The sequence below is a fragment of the Desulfotomaculum copahuensis genome (assembly GCF_001655685.1).
GTDB lineage: Bacteria > Bacillota > Desulfotomaculia > Desulfotomaculales > Desulfovirgulaceae > Desulfotomaculum_G > Desulfotomaculum_G copahuensis.
In genome coordinates, this window is the sequence record NZ_LYVF01000085.1 from 18,715 (window position 1) to 36,803 (window position 18,089).

Annotated in this window: 16 protein-coding genes and 1 other RNA gene; 16 read left to right on the forward strand and 1 reads right to left on the reverse strand. The window is 59.5% G+C overall.

Features of this window, described 5'->3' with window-relative positions:
- Positions 1-108: 108 nt before the first annotated feature.
- The 4 genes from A6M21_RS06510 (at position 109) to acsA (ending at position 5,720) form a co-directional block, all read left to right on the forward strand.
- Positions 109-2,268, forward strand: coding sequence for a RelA/SpoT family protein (locus A6M21_RS06510; protein ID WP_066667152.1), 2,160 nt, complete (start codon positions 109-111; stop codon positions 2,266-2,268).
- A gap of 196 nt (positions 2,269-2,464) precedes the next feature.
- Positions 2,465-2,914 carry a D-aminoacyl-tRNA deacylase gene (dtd, locus tag A6M21_RS06515; protein ID WP_066667204.1) on the forward strand — a complete coding sequence of 150 codons (450 nt, stop codon included), beginning with the start codon at positions 2,465-2,467 and terminating at the stop codon, positions 2,912-2,914.
- Between the two features lie 269 nt (positions 2,915-3,183).
- On the forward strand, positions 3,184-3,786 hold the full coding sequence (locus A6M21_RS06520; protein WP_066667211.1) for an MBL fold metallo-hydrolase: 603 nt from the start codon (positions 3,184-3,186) through the stop codon (positions 3,784-3,786).
- Positions 3,787-4,034: 248 nt separating this feature from the next.
- The gene (acsA, locus tag A6M21_RS06525; RefSeq protein ID WP_066667216.1) at positions 4,035-5,720 is read left to right on the forward strand and encodes an acetate--CoA ligase; all 1,686 of its coding nucleotides are present in this window, start codon (positions 4,035-4,037) and stop codon (positions 5,718-5,720) included.
- Between the two features lie 178 nt (positions 5,721-5,898).
- Here acsA and A6M21_RS06530 read toward each other — a convergent pair whose 3' ends face one another.
- Positions 5,899-6,123 (reverse strand): DUF896 domain-containing protein, encoded by a 225-nt coding sequence (locus tag A6M21_RS06530; protein WP_066667153.1) that lies wholly within the window; start codon positions 6,121-6,123, stop codon positions 5,899-5,901.
- Positions 6,124-6,525: 402 nt separating this feature from the next.
- On the opposite strand from A6M21_RS06530, the gene hisS reads away from it, so the two are divergent.
- From hisS to A6M21_RS06590, 12 genes are all read left to right on the forward strand, one after another.
- Positions 6,526-7,794, forward strand: a complete 1,269-nt coding sequence (hisS, locus tag A6M21_RS06535; protein WP_066667218.1) for a histidine--tRNA ligase — start codon at positions 6,526-6,528, stop codon at positions 7,792-7,794.
- A gap of 225 nt (positions 7,795-8,019) precedes the next feature.
- The gene (gene aspS, locus A6M21_RS06540; protein WP_066667155.1) at positions 8,020-9,810 is read left to right on the forward strand and encodes an aspartate--tRNA ligase; all 1,791 of its coding nucleotides are present in this window, start codon (positions 8,020-8,022) and stop codon (positions 9,808-9,810) included.
- A 99-nt stretch (positions 9,811-9,909) separates the two neighbouring features.
- Positions 9,910-10,094, forward strand: a non-coding RNA gene (gene ssrS / locus A6M21_RS06545) — 6S RNA.
- An 82-nt stretch (positions 10,095-10,176) separates the two neighbouring features.
- A complete protein-coding gene (locus A6M21_RS06550; RefSeq protein ID WP_066667160.1) occupies positions 10,177-10,890 on the forward strand; it encodes a tRNA threonylcarbamoyladenosine dehydratase in 714 nt (237 codons plus the stop codon).
- A gap of 102 nt (positions 10,891-10,992) precedes the next feature.
- Positions 10,993-11,322 (forward strand): thioredoxin, encoded by a 330-nt coding sequence (gene trxA / locus A6M21_RS06555; protein WP_066667162.1) that lies wholly within the window; start codon positions 10,993-10,995, stop codon positions 11,320-11,322.
- Positions 11,323-11,503: 181 nt separating this feature from the next.
- Positions 11,504-11,776, forward strand: coding sequence for a helix-turn-helix domain-containing protein (locus A6M21_RS06560; protein ID WP_066667163.1), 273 nt, complete (start codon positions 11,504-11,506; stop codon positions 11,774-11,776).
- Positions 11,777-11,895: 119 nt separating this feature from the next.
- Positions 11,896-13,209 carry a replication-associated recombination protein A gene (locus A6M21_RS06565; RefSeq protein WP_066667164.1) on the forward strand — a complete coding sequence of 438 codons (1,314 nt, stop codon included), beginning with the start codon at positions 11,896-11,898 and terminating at the stop codon, positions 13,207-13,209.
- A gap of 83 nt (positions 13,210-13,292) precedes the next feature.
- Positions 13,293-13,751, forward strand: coding sequence for an RrF2 family transcriptional regulator (locus A6M21_RS06570; protein WP_066667165.1), 459 nt, complete (start codon positions 13,293-13,295; stop codon positions 13,749-13,751).
- A gap of 110 nt (positions 13,752-13,861) precedes the next feature.
- Positions 13,862-15,085 carry a cysteine desulfurase NifS gene (gene nifS / locus A6M21_RS06575; RefSeq protein ID WP_066667166.1) on the forward strand — a complete coding sequence of 408 codons (1,224 nt, stop codon included), beginning with the start codon at positions 13,862-13,864 and terminating at the stop codon, positions 15,083-15,085.
- A gap of 38 nt (positions 15,086-15,123) precedes the next feature.
- Complete coding sequence (gene nifU, locus A6M21_RS06580) at positions 15,124-15,498, forward strand: Fe-S cluster assembly scaffold protein NifU (RefSeq protein ID WP_066667168.1); 375 nt, start codon at positions 15,124-15,126, stop codon at positions 15,496-15,498.
- 11 nt (positions 15,499-15,509) lie between these two features.
- Entirely contained in the window at positions 15,510-16,607 is a 1,098-nt protein-coding gene (gene mnmA, locus A6M21_RS06585) for a tRNA 2-thiouridine(34) synthase MnmA (protein ID WP_066667169.1), read from the forward strand.
- 106 nt (positions 16,608-16,713) lie between these two features.
- Positions 16,714-17,985, forward strand: a complete 1,272-nt coding sequence (locus tag A6M21_RS06590; RefSeq protein WP_066667171.1) for a double-cubane-cluster-containing anaerobic reductase — start codon at positions 16,714-16,716, stop codon at positions 17,983-17,985.
- The last annotated feature ends 104 nt before the right edge of the window (positions 17,986-18,089 follow it).

Below are 18,089 nucleotides of genomic sequence, written 5' to 3' on the forward strand. Positions count from 1 at the left end.
TATCCGGCCCGTTGGGCAACTGCTTGTCAACCGGCAGTTTTCGGACGGTTTGCCGGGCGGCGGGCAAACTGCCCGGTCCTTTTACGCTGGGATAAGCAGGTGTAAAAAATGCTCCAGGATCTGGTACACAAAGTGGTGTTATACAACCCCCGTGCAAACGTATCCCTTTTGAGCAAGGCCTATCACTTTGCCGAAAAGGCCCATGGGGCTCAAAAACGTATTTCCGGTGAACCGTACATCCTCCATCCGCTGGCCGTGGCCCGTATTCTGGCCGAACTGGAGCTGGATTTGGAAACGCTGGAGGCCGCCCTGTTGCACGATGTGGTGGAAGACACGACAGTCACCCTGGAGCAGATCGAAGCGGAATTCGGCGCGGAAGTGGCCCTTTTGGTGGACGGGGTGACCAAGTTGAGCCGTCTGGAATACCGCTCCAAGGAGGAACGCCAGGCGGAAAACCTGCGCAAGATGTTTTTGGCAATGGCCCGGGACATCCGGGTGATCCTGATCAAGCTGGCCGACCGCCTGCACAATATGCGTACGTTGAAATACCAGCCCGCGGCCAAGCAAAAGGAAATCGCCCAGGAAACGATGGAAATCTTTGCCCCCCTGGCCCACCGCCTGGGCATTTACCACATGAAGTGGGAACTGGAGGATCTGTCCTTTCATTACCTGGAGCCGGAGAAATATTACGAACTGGCCCGGGGTGTGGCCAGCACCAGGCGCAAGCGGGAAGAATTTATCAACGGGGTCATCGCCATATTGCAGGAAAAGTTGTCCGCCGTGAATATCCGGGCCGATATTCAGGGCCGGCCCAAGCATTTGTACAGCATTTACTCCAAGATGGCCGAACAGCAAAAGAATCTGAATGAAATATACGACGTGCAGGCCGTGCGGGTGATTGTGGACTCGGTGCGGGACTGCTATGCCGCCCTGGGTACGGTGCACACCATCTGGAAGCCCATTCCCGGCCGGTTCAAGGATTACATCGCCATGCCCAAATCCAACATGTACCAGTCCCTGCACACCACGGTGGTCGGCCCCCGGGGTGAGCCGCTGGAAATACAGATCCGCACCCGGGAAATGCACCGCACCGCCGAATACGGCATCGCCGCCCACTGGCGCTACAAGGAAGGCGGGCGGGGGGACAAAAATTTCGAACAGAAACTGGCCTGGCTGCGCCAGTTGATGGAATGGCAGCACGATTTGAGAGACGCCCGGGAATTCATGGAAGGCCTGAAGATTGATCTGTTTGCCGACACAGTGTTTGTCTTCACCCCCCAGGGAGATGTGCTGGAACTGCCGGCCGGCTCGGTGCCCATCGATTTCGCCTACCGGGTGCATACCCAGGTGGGCCACCGCTGTGTGGGCGCAAAAGTGAACGGCCGCATTGTGCCGCTGGACTATAAATTGAAGAACGGGGATATTGTGGAGATCCTCACCTCAAAACAGGCGTCCGGTCCCAGCCGGGACTGGCTGAAGCTGGTCAAAACATCCCAGGCCAAGAGCCGCATCCGCCAGTGGTTTAAAAAGGAGCAGCGGGAGGAAAACATAGTCAAGGGTCACGAGGCGCTGGAAAAGGAAATAAAGAAGCAGGGCCTTGATCCCGAAATAATCAAGGGCGACCGCCTGCTGGAATTCGGCCGGCGGCTGAATCTGAATGCGCTGGAAGATGTTTATGCCGCCGTGGGCGAGGGTACGGTCACCGCTTTGGCGGTGCTGAACCGGATCCGGGATGAAATCAAACCGGAAAAAAAGGGCCTGCAGGAAGAAATGCAGCAATTAAAGCCGGAACAGCGCGCACCTTCCGAATGGGGGCGTCCCACCCAGGGAATCCGGGTGCGGGGCGTCGACAACCTGCTCATCCGCCTGGCCCACTGCTGCAACCCGGTGCCCGGTGATCCGATTGTGGGCTACATTACCCGTGGGCGGGGCGTTTCCATCCACCGCAGCGACTGTTATAACGTGGCCATATTTCAGCAGGGCGAACCGGACCGGCTGGTGGAGGCCGCCTGGGATCAGGACTTCCAGGCTTCCTTTCAGGTGAAACTGGAAGTTACGGGGATGGACCGGGCCGGCTTCTTGAGCGATGTGATGGCCGTACTGACCGATATGAAGATCAGCGCCAACTGGGTCACCGCGCGGGGGCGCAAAAACCACCAGGCGGTGATTGAAATGGTATTGGAAATGAAAAGCAAGGAGCAGCTGGAACTGGTGAGCACCCGGATCAAACGCATTCCGGATGTTTACGAGGTGCGGCGCACCAGTTGAGCCGGCCGGGTAAGGCACGGGGATGTATTACATTTTATGCGGCGGAAGGCGGCCGGACCGGAGGTTCGGGGAGACGGGATACGACCGGGTATGTTAAAAAACACACAGTGTAGAACGGTCATTTGCGGTGAGTTGGTGGTACAAACGGTTGTGTTCAATAAATCATGCCTGTTGGTTGGAAGATGGTGAAATTGGGATGCGTGCAGTGGTGCAGCGGGTAATCCGGGGGTCGGTGACGGTGGAAGGGCGGGTAGCCGGGGCGATTGGCCCGGGCCTGGTCATTTTACTGGGGGTGGGGCAGGATGACGGTCCCGGCGATGCGCGCTATCTGGCCGAAAAGATTGCCCACCTGCGTATATTTGAAGACGGACAGGGCAAGCTGAACCGTTCGGTGCTGGAAGCCGGCGGTGAGGTGCTGGCGGTTTCCCAGTTCACGCTTTACGCCGACTGCCGCAGCGGCCGCCGGCCGGGCTTTTCCGCCGCCGCACCGCCGGCGCGGGCGCGGTCGCTTTATGACGCCTTTGTACGGTTCCTGCGGGAAACGGGGTTGCCGGTGGCCACCGGTGTTTTTCAGGCCCGTATGCAGGTGGAGATCGTCAATGACGGCCCGGTTACCCTTTTACTGGACAGTCAAAAACAGTTTTAGTGAAAAACGCTTACCCGTAGAGGTGGTGACCGGCTAACAATGATACCTGTTTTTCAATGGAAAGCTGAAGAAACAAAAACATTGCCCGGAGTGCGATTCGCGCTGCCGGTTCGCTAACCTCAACTGCGCCGTGTTTCGTTTGCGGACTTGCGCAAGTCGCTTATTCGGTACGACCACCACCTTTTCGTTATGTTTCAGGTTTAAAAAAATGATGGTTGGGGGGATAAAAAGTGAAGGATGTTATTTTAGAAGGTTTTTCCGTCGGTCCGATGGAGGCCAATTGTTACATCATCGGCTGCCGGGAAACCGGCGAGGCGGCCGTGGTGGACCCCGGCGCGGAAGCCGGGCGCATTCTAAGCCGTTTGGAACAACTGAAATTAAAGTGCCGTTGCATCATTCTCACCCACGGGCACGCCGACCATATCGGTGCGCTGGCCGCGGTGAAGGAAGCCACCGGGGCGGCGGTGCTCATCCACCGGGAGGATGCCGGCATGCTGACCAGTCCGGCGCGCAACCTGTCCCTGTATGTGGGGCAGGCGTTGCAACTGGAACCGGCCGATCGCCTGCTGGAGGAAGGGGATGAAATCAAGGTGGGCAGCCTCACGTTGAAAGTGCTGCACACCCCCGGACACACCCCCGGCGGCATCTGCCTGCAACTGGACGGCTATCTGATTACCGGTGACACCCTCTTTGCCGGTTCGGTGGGCCGCTCCGACTTTCCAGGCGGCGATCACCGGCAGCTGATTGCTTCAATCAAGAAAAAACTGCTTGTCTTTCCGCCGGAAACACAAGTGCTGCCCGGCCACGGCCCGGCTTCCACGATCGGCGAGGAAAGCCGGGACAACCCGTTTTTAAACGGCCGCTTATATTGACCGGAACGGCCGCAGCCGGCCGGACCGCTGCCTTTTGGGGATAATCAGTTTGCAGAACCGGGGCGCCCCCGGTTTTAATTTTGAATACAGTCCATAAATGAAAAGAGTGCTGTCCGTATCCCGCCGCTTCAATGCTCCGGTCCGGCTAATTGTTAAAATATACAGACGGGCAGGAATATTCTGTCTGGCGGCGAATTTTTTTGTATATGTAAATGAAAGTTACATTGCCGGAAGGGGAGGAGATATTTATGGAGGGTAATATTATCCCGGCCCGGCCGGGGGAGCATAACCTGGCGGATTACGGGGCGGCGCGGGCGGACTTTGATTTCGCCCGGGTGGCGGAGGAGTTCAGCTGGTTTGAAAGCGGGCGGGTGAACATCGTTTATGAGGCCGTGGACCGCCAGGTGGCGGAATTGGGCCGGGGCGATCAAGCGGCGCTCTATTTTGAAGATGGCCGGCGTCAGGAAGAATATACCTTCAAACAACTGCAGGAGCAGTCGGCGCGCTTTGCCGCGGTATTGCAGCAATACGGCCTGGCCAGGGGCGACCGGCTGGGCATTTTTATGCCCCGCAGCCCGGAGCTGTACATCAGTTTTCTGGGTGCCGCCCGGCGGGGTGTGGTGGTGGTGCCCCTGTTTGAAGCCTTCATGGAAGAAGCCCTGCGTGACCGGCTGGGAGACAGCGGCGCGGCGGCGGTGGTCACCACGCCGGAACTGCTGCCCCGCATCCCGGTGGGTGACCTGCCCGCTTTGAAGCACATTTTCGTGGCGGGTGAAGACATTCCGCCCGGTGCGCTGGACTGGCGGGCCGTAACGGCCGCCGCCGCGCCGGACACGGCCATGGAATGGGTTGACCGGGAGCACCCGCTGTTCATCCTTTACGCCTCGGGGGCCGACGGCAAGGCGCGGGGCCTGGTGCACGTGCATGAGATCATGACCGGCCTGTTGATCACCGCCCGCTGGGTGCACGACCTGCGCCCCGGCGACGTATACTGGTGCACCGCCGACCCGGGCTGGATCACCGGCATCGCCTATGGTTTCCTGGCTCCCTGGCTGCTCGGGATTCCGGTGGTGGTGCGCGGCGGGCGTTTTGACGCCGCCGACTGGTGCGCCACCCTGGCCAAATACCGGGTGTCGGTCTGGTACAGTGCGCCCACGGCCTTCCGCATGCTCATGGCCGGCGGGGACGAACTGCTCGCCCGCTACGATTTGAGCCGCCTGCGCCATATTTTGAGCGTGGGTGAACCGCTGACGGAAGAGGTGCTGAACTGGAGCATGCAGAAACTGGGCCAGCCGGTCTACGACACCTGGTGGATGAGTGAAACCGGGATGAACATGATTTGCAACTACCGCTGCCTGCCGGTCAAGCCGGGGTCGATCGGCCGGCCTTTCCCGGGCATCACGGCGGTTATTGTGGATGATCAAGGGCGGGAGATGCCTGCGGGTAAAATCGGCAATCTGGCCATCAAGGACGGCTGGCCGTCACGGTTCCGGAGCGTCTGGAATGATCCGGAGCGCTACGCCCGGTATTTCCGCCACCGGCCCTGGTTCATCTCCGGCGACGCCGCCTACCGGGATGAAGACGGCTACTTCTATTTCCAGGGCCGCGTGGACGGGGTGATCAACACTTCCGGCGAGCGGGTCGGTCCATTTGAAGTGGAGCAAAAGCTGGCCGAACACCCGGCGGTGGCCCGGGCCGGAGTGGCCGGCAAACCGGACCGGCTGCGGGGGGAAATCGTCAAGGCCTTTGTGGTGCTGGCTCCCGGATATGCCTGGTCGGATGAACTGGCTGCGGAACTGCGCAACTTCGTCAAGACCGGGCTGGCCGCCCATGCCGCCCCGCGGGAGTTCGAGGTGAAGGCGGAAATTCCCCTCACCGGGGACGGCCGGGTGGACCGGCGGGTGCTCCGGGAGTGGGTGCTGGGATTGAGTTGACGGGGGTGCTCCGGGAGTGGGTGCCGGGTTTGAGCTGACCGGGGAATGAGGTGTGAGCCATGCCGGGCCGGGTTTTTGCGGCCCGGCATGGCGAAGCGGTTTTGCACCCGGGTGTTGCAGGATCTCCCGGTGCGCCTGCAACATTCTGCGGCCAACCGTATTGCTCACCGTTGCCGGCTTAATGTTTCAGGGGGTGGCAGTGGCCGCAAGTGCATCTTTCGCCGTGTTTTTCCTTGCGTTTATAGCCCGCCGCTTCCAGCGCGTCCGTCACCTGTGCCCGGATGGTCTCCAGGTAGCGCTGGCGCAGGGCGTGCTGTTCCGCTTTTTCAGCGTCGTTGAGACCCCCGCTGCGCTGCTTGCGGGAGAGAAAATTAATGCGCTCGATCATCTCTTTGGTGATCATTTTGCACACTCCTGTAGCGCCATTCCTTTTAACAGCAGTGGCGCCGGTTTTTGTTATTATACCGGAAAGCGGCCCGGTTTGCACGGGTTGAAGACACCGGCCGGCAACTCAATCCCGGCCCGGTTTTAAATATCTTGAAAGCGGCTTGGCCGGTTGCAGTTGCTTGCTGTTGCCGTACAGTTGACAAGCCGGCAACTTTTGCATACAATTGAGAACAGAATTAAAGCGCGGGAAAATACTCCCGTTCCTGGTCATGTGAGGGACTTGACCGGTGCGGGAGTTTTATGTGTCGAAGGTAAACAGGCGTAAAAGCCGGATTTTCCAACCCGCCGGCCGGCGGGGCGACCGGCCTTTTCATTGACGGGTTGCGATCAAAAAATCATGGTCTTTGGGGGGAAGGGCATGTTAACTACCCGGCCACGCGGTACCAGTGATATTATACCCGGTCAGGTGGAAAAATGGCAATACCTGGAGCATGTGTTCAGACGTTTGTGCCGGGAATATGACTATGCGGAAATCAGGCTGCCCATCTTTGAACATACGGAATTGTTCCAGCGGGGGGTCGGTGAAACAACCGACATCGTGGAAAAGGAAATGTACACCTTCCTGGACCGGGGGAAGCGCAGCATCACCCTGCGGCCGGAAGGCACCGCCCCGGCCGTGCGCGCCTACCTGGAAAACAGGCTTTACGCCGGTCCGCAGCCGGTCAAGCTTTACTATACCGGTCCCATGTTCCGCTATGATCGCCCCCAGGCCGGACGCTACCGCCAGTTTCACCAGTTCGGGGTGGAGGTTTTCGGCGCCCATGACCCGGCGGTGGACGCGGAAGTAATTGCCATGGCCATGGACTTTTATAGCCGTCTCGGGCTGCAGGGGCTGGAGCTGCACCTGAACAGCGTGGGCTGTCCGGGCTGCCGGGCGGTGCTGCGGAAAAAGCTGCAGGAGTTTTTCCGGCCGCACCTGGACGGGATGTGCGCCGACTGCCGCGGCCGCTTTGAGCGCAATCCCTTGCGCATCCTGGACTGCAAGGTGGAAAGATGCCGGGAGGTGAGTACCGGCGCCCCCACCACCGTGGATTGCCTGTGCCCGGATTGCGCCGCCCATTTTCAGGCCGTGCAGGATTACCTGGCGGTGCTGGCCATTCCCTATGTGGTCGATCCCCGTCTGGTGCGCGGGCTGGATTACTACACCCATACTGCTTTTGAAATCATGGCGGCGGACATCGGCGCCCAGAGCTCGATCGGCGGCGGCGGGCGCTACGACGGCCTGATTGAGGCCTGCGGCGGTCCACCCACGCCGGGTATCGGCTACGCTCTGGGCCTGGAACGCATCCTGCTGACGATGGAACGCCAGGGCTGTGCTTTTCCGCCCCCGGAGGGGCCGGACGTTTTCTTAGCCGTGGCCGGTGAGCCGGCTTCCCTGGAAGCGGTGCGTCTTTTGCAGCAGTTGCGCCGTGCCGGGTTGGCCGCCGCCCGGGACTACCTGGGACGCAGCCTGAAGGCGCAGATGAAGTATGCCGGCAAATTAAACGCCCGCTACGTGGTTATTTTGGGCGGCGATGAGCTGGCCCGGCGGGTGGTCACATTAAAGGACATGGCGGCCGGCACACAGGAGGAAATCCCGGCGGACCGCCTGGTGGACGGGCTTTGCCGGCGCTGCCGGGAAAGTTGAAAACGAATGAAATAATGCCGTGACCGTGCCGGAGGAGCGGGCTTCTGCGGTCCGGAAACGAAACACGGCGGTGCTTCCGGTAAGCGTTCCGGCGGCGCCAGTCGCGCGCCGGAAAGGGCCGTTTGAAAGCGCACGCGTTATAGCGCTGTCAGGCTCCGTTCCGGGGCCGGCCGGAGCGGCGCCGGGCATGCAATAGCGTTTTAATTTGGAAGGGAGTTATCCAGGATGGCAGAAGACATGCAGGGACTGAAACGCACGCACCATTGCGGTGAACTGCGCAGCGGGGATGCCGGGCGGGAGGTGGTGCTGACGGGTTGGGTGCAGCGCCGCCGGGATCACGGCGGGTTGATTTTTGTTGACTTGCGCGATCGCTCCGGCATTGTACAGGTGGTATTCAGCCCGCAGCAGGCCGGTGAGGCCTTCAGCCGGGCCGAGGACATCCGCAGTGAATATGTGCTGGCGGTGGCCGGACGGGTGGCCGCCCGGCCGGCGGGCACGGAAAATCCAAATCTGGCCACCGGCGCGGTGGAGGTGCTGGCGCAGGAATTGCGGGTGCTCAACCGGGCCAAAACACCGCCATTTTATATTGAAGACGGGGTTGATGTGGATGAAAACGTCCGCCTGCGCTACCGCTACCTGGATTTGCGCCGGCCGGAAATGCAGCAGGCGTTGATGCTGAGGCACCGGGCGGCTAAAATAGTGCGTGATTTTCTGGATGCGCACGGCTTTTTGGAGATTGAGACTCCCATGCTCACCCGCAGCACTCCCGAGGGCGCCCGTGACTTTCTGGTGCCCAGCCGGCTCAACGCCGGGCGCTTTTACGCGCTGCCCCAGTCACCGCAGTTATATAAACAAATACTCATGGTGGCCGGCCTGGAACGATATTTCCAGATTGTCCGCTGTTTCCGGGACGAAGACCTGCGTGCCGACCGGCAGCCCGAATTCACCCAGATCGACATAGAAATGTCTTTCGTCGACGTGGAAGACGTGCTGGAGTTGATGGAAGAAATGGTCGCCGGACTGTGCCGGGAAACCGCCGGTCTGGAATTGAAACGCCCCTTCCCGCGCCTTTCTTACCGGGAGGCCATGGACCGTTTCGGTTCGGACAAGCCGGACACCAGGTTCGGCCTGGAACTCAAAGACATCACCGATCTAGCCGCCGGCTGTGGCTTCAAAGTGTTTGCCTCCACCGCGGCGGCCGGCGGCCGGGTGAAAGGGATCAATGCCGCCGGATGCGGTCACTTCAGCCGCAAGGAAATCGACGAATTGACGGCCTTTGCGGCCATTTACAAGGCGCGCGGCCTGGCCTACCTGATTGTTACCGCGGAAGGGGTGAAGTCCCCCATTGCCAAGTTCTTTCAACCGGAGGAAATGGCCGCCATTTTAAGCCGTTTGGAAGCCAAACCGGGCGACCTGCTGCTCTTTGTGGCCGATCAGCCGCCGGTGACGGCCGCCGCACTGGGCGCCCTGCGGGTGCACCTGGCTGAAAAATTGCAGCTTGTTCCGGCGAACAGTTTCAACTTCCTGTGGGTGCTGGATTTTCCCCTGCTGGAATATGATGAAGAAGAAAAGCGCTATGTGGCCATGCACCATCCCTTCACCTCCCCCCGGGAGGAAGATCTGCCCATGCTGGAGGAAAACCCGGCCGCCGTGCGTGCCCGCGCCTACGATCTGGTGCTCAATGGTGTGGAGGTGGGCGGCGGCAGCATCCGCATCCACCGGCGCGACGTACAGGAGCGCATGTTTGCGGCCATCGGCCTGAGCGCGGAGGAGGCCCGGGAAAAGTTCGGCTTTATGCTGGAGGCTTTTGAGTTCGGTACCCCGCCTCACGGTGGGATTGCCTTTGGTTTCGACCGGTTGGTGATGATGCTGACGGGCAAAAAGAGCATCCGGGACGTGATTGCTTTTCCCAAGACGCAGAGTGCCACCGAACTGATGACCGCGGCGCCGGGGGAAGTATCGGCGGGGCAGTTGAAGGAGTTGCATATCAAGCTGGATCCGGGGATAAAAATATAACTATGATCATAACCGTTCCGATAGAAAAACAACGGCCATAAAATCATCAAAGCACTTGCAAAATCAATCCGGTTGTGTTAACATAAAGCTACGAAAGGAAATACCCTGCTGTGTGCGTGACCACCTTGAAGTTTTGAGCCAACATTTTGTTTGAGGGAGCCTGGTCTCTGGTTATGGCTTGTATGCCCTTTTTTAAGGGAAACATAAGATATCCAGGAGGGCACCCACCTGTTGAGAGCAGGTTCAAGAAAACTTTGGGGTTTCACGGCATAAGTGGGGTTTTACTTGTCAAGGTTGCACCTAAGGTTTTCAATTTGCTGCGGTAGCGGTAAATTGAAAACCTTTTGTCTATTGGGGGTACTTGTGATGAAAGATTGGCTTTCGCGCACGGAATTGCTCATCGGACGGGCCGGTCTGGACCGGTTGGCCCGCGCCCGGGTGGCCGTATTCGGTTTGGGCGGCGTGGGCTCATATGCAGCCGAGGCCCTGGCCCGCTGCGGTGTGGGTCATTTCACCCTGGTGGACTTCGACCGGGTATGCCCAAGCAACATCAACCGCCAGTTGCACGCCCTGACCACCACTGTCGGACAGCCCAAGGCGGCGCTGATGGGGGAGCGCATCAGATTGATCAACCCGCAGGCGCAGGTGGAAGTCAGGGAAGAACGCTACCTTTCCGGAGCAGGGGACTGCTTTCTGCTGCCGCCGCCCGATTGCGTCGTTGACGCCATTGATGATGTGCCGGCCAAGGTGGATTTGATCGCCTCCTGCCGCCGGCGGGGGATCGCCGTCTATTCCAGCATGGGCGCCGGGAACAAGCTGGATCCCGGCGCCCTCAAGCTGGCGGACATTTCCGCCACCAGCGTATGTCCTCTGGCCCGGGCCGTGCGCCGGCGCCTGCGCCGGGAAGGAATCACCGGCGGCGTGACAGTGGTTTTTTCCACCGAACCGCCGCGCCGGGAAAATTGCGGGGAAGTGGAGCGCCGTGTTTCGGGCAGCGTTTCCTTTGTGCCGTCTGTGGCCGGCCTGCTTTTGGCCGGGGCGGCGGTGCGCGGATTGCTGGCCGTATTTCCCGTTAAATGAATTGACATGTGCTTTTTACGGGTATTATAATGAGAGATGGACATGGGAGACGGGGAGGTTCAACTGTTTTCGGTCGGCTCAATTCGGAAGGGGGAGAAATGTTTGGCCAGCGATAAGATGCAAATATTAAGCGACTCTACCTTTGGTGAGTTTGTCAAATCAGCGGCCATGCCTGTAATGGTCGACTTCTGGGCCGAATGGTGCGGTCCGTGCAAGATGATTGCCCCGGTGGTGGAAGAAATCGCGGCGGAATATGAAGGAAAAATTCAGGTGGCTAAGTTGAACGTGGACGAAAACCAGGGCACATCAGCGCAATATAAGGTAATCAGCATACCGACGTTGATCATTTTCAAGGACGGGCAGGAAGCGGAACGTTCCATCGGCTTTAAAACCAAAAAGGAATTAAAGGCACTCATTGATAAGTATTTATAGAAACAGACGATGTTGAACATGGCATGCCGGCGGGCATGCTTTTTTATTTTGCTTTGCAGCGGTTTTCGGCTGCTTTTTAATAAAAATCTGATTTTTTTGCGCCCAGGAGTATTATTTGACTAAGGAAATGACCATACTATTAGCAACTGGTTAAACATTCTATGGGGAGGTGAGAAACCAAATGACTGGAATCAGCCTGGTGGAGTATTTCGCCAGAGTCAATGACCGCCTGCCCGGCGAAGCGGCCCGGGTACTGGACGCCCTTTTGGAGCAGGGCAGTATGAACAAGGAGGAGCTTTCCCTTACGGCCAAGGTCAAACGGGCGGTGCTGGATCATGTGATCATGCAGCTTTACGCTCTGGGCCTGGTCGATGTATCGACCGAGGGAAAGAGCAAAATTTGCAGCGTGACCAAACTGGGGGGGGACTTCCTCACTCTGATCAAAGCCGGATAAATCAATTATCCGGCTTTTTCAATTGACTGGTTGGCGCCGGCCAGGAAAACCGGAATTTTCCTGACCGGCGTTTCCTTTTCGGGCTAACCCGGTTATAATCGAAAAAGAGGTGAGTGTGCATGGCTGAAGACCTCTTTCAACAGGCGCTGCAGGACAACCTGCACCGCGAGGCGCCCCTGGCCGGGCGGATGCGCCCGCGGCGGCTGGAAGACTTTGAGGAACAGAACGCCGTGGTCGGACCGGGAACGCCATTGCGCCGGGCCATTGAAGCCGACCGGCTGCAATCAATCATTCTGTACGGGCCGCCGGGCACGGGCAAGACCACTTTGGCCCGGGTGATTGCCCGCATGACCAAGTCACACTTTGTCACCATCAATGCCGTTACCGCCGGGGTGGCCGACATCCGCAAAGTTATTCAAGAGGCCGCGGACCGGCGGGCCTACCAGGGGCGGAAAACCGTACTCTTCATTGACGAGATCCACCGTTTCAACAAAGCGCAGCAGGACGCCCTGCTTCCTTCAGTGGAAAACGGTCTGATCACGCTGATCGGCTCGACCACGGAAAATCCCATGTTTGCCGTCAACCGCCCCCTGTTGAGCCGCTCCCGCCTGTACCGGCTGGAGCCCCTGACGGAAGCGGCCATTGAACGGATCTTGCGCCGGGCGCTGGCGGATGAAGAGCACGGCCTGGGGGCTTACCGGGTGGAAATGGAGCCGGCCGCCCTGTCCCACCTGGCCCGTTCGGCCAACGGCGATGCACGGGCGGCGCTGAACGCCCTGGAGTTGGCCGTGTTGACCACACCGCCCGGGGCGGACGGGGTGCGGCGCATCGATCTGTCCGTGGCCGGGCAGGCCGCGGGACGGCGGGCGCTGCAGTATGACCGGGCGGACGAACATTACGATGTGATTTCCGCCTTCATCAAGAGCATGCGCGGTTCGGATCCCCAGGCCACTTTATACTGGCTGGCCCGGCTGATCTATGCCGGCGAGGATCCGGCCTTTATCAGCCGCCGGATCATGATTCACGCTGCCGAGGATGTCGGCCTGGCCGACCCCCGCGCCTTGTTGGTGGCCACCGCGGCCGCCCAGGCCGCCGAACGGATCGGGTGGCCCGAGGCGCGCATCGTGCTGGCCGAGGCGGCGCTGTACATCGCCCGGGCGCCGAAAAGCAATTCGGTGGTTACGGGCATCGACCGGGCGATGCGGGCGGTGGAAAAAGAAAGGGCCGGCGCCGTGCCGGCGCACCTGCGTGACGCCAGCTACGCCGGCGCCGCCGCTCTGGGGCACGGAAAGGGTTACAAATATCCCCACGATTATCCCGGTCACCGGGTGGTCCAGCAGTACCTGCCCGACGAACTGGTGGGGATGGTTTTTTACGAGCCTTCGGACCAGGGCGAAGAGCGGAAAAATCATGAGCATTTTACTGGGGATTGAATTGACAACTGTTAAAGCCTGTGCTAAGATAAGAAAAAATAAACCCGAGTAATTTACTATGGATTCAAAACGGGGGTGGGAAATTGCGCCTTTCCACCAGGGGCCATTACGGTTTAAAGGCCATGTTCGACCTGGCACAGCATTACGGGGCGGCCCCGGTTCCCTTGAAATTGATTGCCGAACGCCAGAGCCTCTCCGAGCATTATCTGGAACAACTGCTCGGCGCCCTGCGCAAGGCCGGACTGGTCAAAAGCGTCCGGGGGGCGCAGGGTGGGTATATGCTGGCCCGGGAGCCGGACAGGATCAAAGTGGGTGACGTGATCCGCGTTTTGGAGGGGCCGATTGCGCCGGTGGATTGCGTAAATGAGACAAACCCTGCGGAATGCGATCAGTTTGAATGTTGTGTCACCCGTACAGTCTGGGCGAAAGTGCGCGACAGCATTGCCGGGGTGCTTGATTCCATCAGTCTGGGGGACATGTGCCGGGATGCCCGGCAGATCCACCCGGGCGGGGAAGGTAGCGGGCCGTCCGGTACAAGTTGATCCGGCGTCATAGACTATAACCGGGATCCGCACCGGGTGGGGGGGCATCTTTATGGTTTTTCCGGGGTATACTCCCCGTAAATCCTTTTGCATTAAAGGAGGCTATCACCTTGCGTCGAGTTTATTTTGACCACAGCGCCACCACGCCGGTGGATCCGGCTGTGGCGGAAGAAATGTACCGCTTTATGACTGAAACTTACGGCAACCCGACCAGCCTGCATTATTTCGGCCGCCAGGCGCGCAAGGCGGTGGAAGAAGCCAGGGAAAAAGTGGCGGCGGCGATCGGTGCCGATCCGAAAGAAATTATTTTTACCAGTGGCGGTACAGAGTCCGATAACATGGCCATTCACGGCGTGGCCACGATCAACAGGAACCGGGGCAATCATATCATCACTTCGGCGGTGGAGCATCATGCCGTGCTGAACACTGTGAAGGCGCTGGGCAAGCAGGGTTTTACGGTAACCATCCTGCCGGTGGACAAATACGGTATGGTCAGCGTGGAGGATGTAGCCGCGGCGATCACCGATAAAACCGTATTGATCACCATCATGCACGCCAACAATGAAATGGGCACCATTCAGCCGATCGCTGAAATCGGCAAGCTGGCCCGCGAAAAAGGCGTTCTTTTTCACACCGACGCCGTGCAGAGCTTCGGCAAGATACCCGTTAATGTGGACGCATTGAATGTGGACCTGCTCAGCATATCCGGGCATAAGTTTTACGCCCCCAAAGGTATCGGCGTCCTTTATGTGCGTAAGGGCGCCCGCTGGCGGCAGACCCTGTTCCACGGCGGCGCCCAGGAGCGCCTGCGCCGGGCCGGCACGGAAAACACGCCGGGCATCGTGGCTCTGGGCAAGGCGGCCGAACTGGCGGCGGCCAACCGGGAGGAAGAGGCGGCCCGCTTGAGCGTGTTGCGGGACCGGCTGATCGAGGGTATTGATTCACGAATCGGCGATGTCCTGCTCACCGGCCATCCGGAGAAAAGGCTGCCCAACCTGGTCAGCGTCTGCTTCAAATATATAGAAGGGGAATCCATGCTGTTGAGCCTGGACATGCAGGGCATTGCCGCTTCCAGCGGGTCGGCCTGCACTTCCGGTTCCCTGGAGCCGTCCCACGTTTTGCTGGCCATGGGTATTCCCCACGAGATGGCGCACGGCTCGATCCGGCTCAGCCTGGGCAAGGATAACACGGAAGCGGATGTGGATTACTTCCTTGAAGTAATGCCGCCCATTGTGGAAAGACTGCGGGCCATGTCGCCCCTGGATCAGGAAAATGAGTTCGCCCTGTCCGGCCAGTGCAACGGCTGCCGGATCAGTCATTCCTGCCAAGCTTGAGCATAGCTGACTAATTTTTTTCGGGGAGGTCCTGGCGGATGTATTCGGAAAAAGTGATGGATCACTTTACCAACCCGCGCAACGTGGGTGAAATTCCGGACGCGGACGGAGTGGGGCAGGTGGGTAACCCCACCTGCGGCGATATTATGAAAATATACCTTAAAATCAAGGATGACCGCATTGAGGACATCAAATTCAAAACCTTCGGCTGCGGTGCGGCGATCGCCACCAGCAGCATGGTTACCGAGATGGCCCGGGGCAAAACCCTGGACGAGGCGCTGCAGCTGAGCAACAAGATGGTGGCCGAGGCGCTGGACGGTCTGCCGCCCCAGAAGATGCACTGCTCCAACCTGGCCGCCGATGCCCTGCATGCAGCCATCGAAGACTACCGCGGCAAACAGAAAAGCGCGTAGGTGGAAAAAGCGTGTCCGGAAAACAAAGAGTGATTGTGGCCATGAGCGGCGGGGTGGACAGTTCTGTCACCGCCGCCCTTCTGCTTGAACAGGGTTATGAAGTGATCGGGGTGACCATGCAGATCTGGGACCCGGCGGTGACCGCGGTGTCCGGGCGGCACGTCGGTTGCTGCTCCCTGTCCGCCGTGGATGATGCCCGCCGGGTGGCCGATCTGTTGGAAATTCCCTATTACGTGATGAATTTCCGCCGTCTTTTCGAGAAAAAGGTGGTGGATTATTTCTGTGCCGAATACCTGCGCGGACGTACGCCCAATCCGTGCATCGCCTGCAACCGCTACGTCAAGTTCGACGCCCTGTTGAAAAAGGCGCTCGCCCTGGGGGCTCAATACGTGGCCACCGGCCACTACGCCCGGCTGTTTTTCGACCGGCGGCGCGGGCGTTATGTGGTGCGCCGCGCCTGCGACCGGCACAAGGATCAGACCTATGTGCTGTACAACCTGACCCAGGAGCAACTGGCCCATACGCTGATGCCCCTGGGGGAATACACCAAGGACGAGGTGCGGCGGATGGCCGCCGTCCGGGGACTGCCGGTGGCTGAAAAGCCGGAGAGCCAGGAGATTTGTTTCATTCCCGGCGACGATTACCACCGCTTTTTGTCCGCGCGTGCCGGCGCCGGGGAAATCAAACCCGGTCCCTTTCTGGATTTGCAGGGCAATGTACTCGGAAGGCACCGGGGCATCCCCTTTTATACCACCGGTCAGCGCCGCGGGCTGGGGCTGGCCACCGGGGAGAGGATTTATGTGGTGGACATCGATCCGGAGCGCAACGCCGTCATTGTCGGCCCAGAGGAGGCGCTGGACGGCTTTGGGCTGACGGCGGCCGACAACAACTTTATTTTATTCGACCGCCTTGAACAACCGGTGGATGTGCAGGCCAAGATCCGCTACAACGCCGTCCCGGCCCCGGCCCGGCTCGAGCCCCTGGACGACGGCCGGACGCGGGTGCGTTTCGGGCAGCCCCAACGGGCAATCACCCCCGGCCAGGCGGTGGTCTACTACCAAGACGAATACCTGGTGGGGGGCGGGGTGATCGAAAAGCGGGAGAAATAGCTTATTATTTTAACATGAATCATAAAAAACTTAAATCATACAAATAAAGGATTTATGTACCTTCCCGGCGAATGCCTGATCAAAAACCACCGGGAGGGCTTTTTTAATGACCGATTACCGCCGGATGTGGTCCGATTTGAATATGGACCTGGAAAAGCATGACCAGTTGATGAACGCATTGCCGCTGGTGTATGAAGATGTGTTTTTAAGGCAGGCCGGCCGCCCGCGGGCGATGGATTATTTTGATTCGGTGGTGGCCGAAATCCACAGCGAGCGGATTGCCGAACTGCAGGCGCATAAAAATCAGGGCGGCAAGATCTGTGGCGCTTTTTGCGTCTTTGTGCCGGTGGAGATTGCCCGTGCCGCCGGGGCCATTGCCGTTGGACTGTGCGGCGGTTCTCAGTTCTGGGTGCCGGACGGGGAAAAGGTGCTGCCCCGCAATTTGTGCCCGCTGATCAAGGCTTCGGTGGGCGCCCGCCTGAGCGGCACATGCCCTTATTTTCAATCGTGTGATTTGCTGATCGGCGAAACCACCTGCGACGGCAAGAAAAAGGCCTGGGAAGTGCTTAACGAATATGCACCCGTTTACGTGATGGATCTGCCGCAGATGAAACGGCCGCGGGATCTGGCCGCCTGGCGGGAAGAAACCGGCTTGTTCCTGGATAAAATGGAGGAGTTGACCGGACAGCGGGTGACGGCGGAAAAACTGGCTGTAGAAATACGCCGTCAAAACCGGCTGCGCCGGGCGCTGGAGCGACTTTACCGGGCGCGGCAGGCCGACCCGGTGCCGGTGAGCGGCAAGGACGCCCTGCTGGTCACCCAGGTTGGTTTTTACGACGATCCGGACCGCTTTATCGAGCGGACTGAAGCGCTGGCCGCCGAAGCGGAGGAGCGCATTGCGGCCGGTGAGGGGGTGTTTGGTGCCGGGGCGCCGCGCATCCTGGTCACCGGCACGCCTATGGCCATCCCCAACTGGAAGCTGCACCACATCATCGAATCGGCCGGCGCGGCGGTAGTCGGCGAGGAAACCTGCACCGGCACCCGTTTCTTCGCCCACCAGGTTGATGAAGGGGGCGTTACCCTGGAAGAACAGTTACAGGCACTGGCCGAACGCTACTTGAAAATCAACTGCTCCTGCTTCACACCCAATCCCGGGCGGATCGAGGACATTCTGCGCCTGGTTGGGGAAACCCGGGCCGACGGGGTGGTTTACTACAACCTGCAGTTCTGCCACGGCTACGCGGTGGAATACCATGCAGTGGAAAAGGCGCTTAAAGAACGGGGCATTCCGGTAATGAAGGTGGAAACCGATTACGGCGAAGAGGATACCGGCCAGCTGAGCACCCGGGTGGAAGCCTTTATTGAAATGCTGCGCTAACCGGGAAATGCATGGCCTTTCGCCATATCCTGCCGTTTGGCCGGCCGGGTGCTGACGGGTGGACCGAAACGGACGGGTTGCCCGTTAGGACTTCGCGTTCCCTT

Excerpts from the sequence above, each read along its gene's own strand:
- A6M21_RS06510 (WP_066667152.1), top strand. The coding sequence starts at position 109 with ATGCTCCAGGATCTGGTACACAAAGTGGTGTTATACAACCCCCGTGCA.
- dtd (WP_066667204.1), top strand. The coding sequence starts at position 2,465 with ATGCGTGCAGTGGTGCAGCGGGTAATCCGGGGGTCGGTGACGGTGGAA.
- A6M21_RS06520 (WP_066667211.1), top strand. The coding sequence starts at position 3,184 with ATGGAGGCCAATTGTTACATCATCGGCTGCCGGGAAACCGGCGAGGCG.
- acsA (WP_066667216.1), top strand. The coding sequence starts at position 4,035 with ATGGAGGGTAATATTATCCCGGCCCGGCCGGGGGAGCATAACCTGGCG.
- A6M21_RS06530 (WP_066667153.1), bottom strand. The coding sequence starts at position 6,123 with ATGATCACCAAAGAGATGATCGAGCGCATTAATTTTCTCTCCCGCAAG.
- hisS (WP_066667218.1), top strand. The coding sequence starts at position 6,526 with ATGTTAACTACCCGGCCACGCGGTACCAGTGATATTATACCCGGTCAG.
- aspS (WP_066667155.1), top strand. The coding sequence starts at position 8,020 with ATGGCAGAAGACATGCAGGGACTGAAACGCACGCACCATTGCGGTGAA.
- A6M21_RS06550 (WP_066667160.1), top strand. The coding sequence starts at position 10,177 with ATGAAAGATTGGCTTTCGCGCACGGAATTGCTCATCGGACGGGCCGGT.
- A6M21_RS06560 (WP_066667163.1), top strand. The coding sequence starts at position 11,504 with ATGACTGGAATCAGCCTGGTGGAGTATTTCGCCAGAGTCAATGACCGC.
- A6M21_RS06565 (WP_066667164.1), top strand. The coding sequence starts at position 11,896 with ATGGCTGAAGACCTCTTTCAACAGGCGCTGCAGGACAACCTGCACCGC.
- nifU (WP_066667168.1), top strand. The coding sequence starts at position 15,124 with ATGTATTCGGAAAAAGTGATGGATCACTTTACCAACCCGCGCAACGTG.
- A6M21_RS06590 (WP_066667171.1), top strand. The coding sequence starts at position 16,714 with ATGACCGATTACCGCCGGATGTGGTCCGATTTGAATATGGACCTGGAA.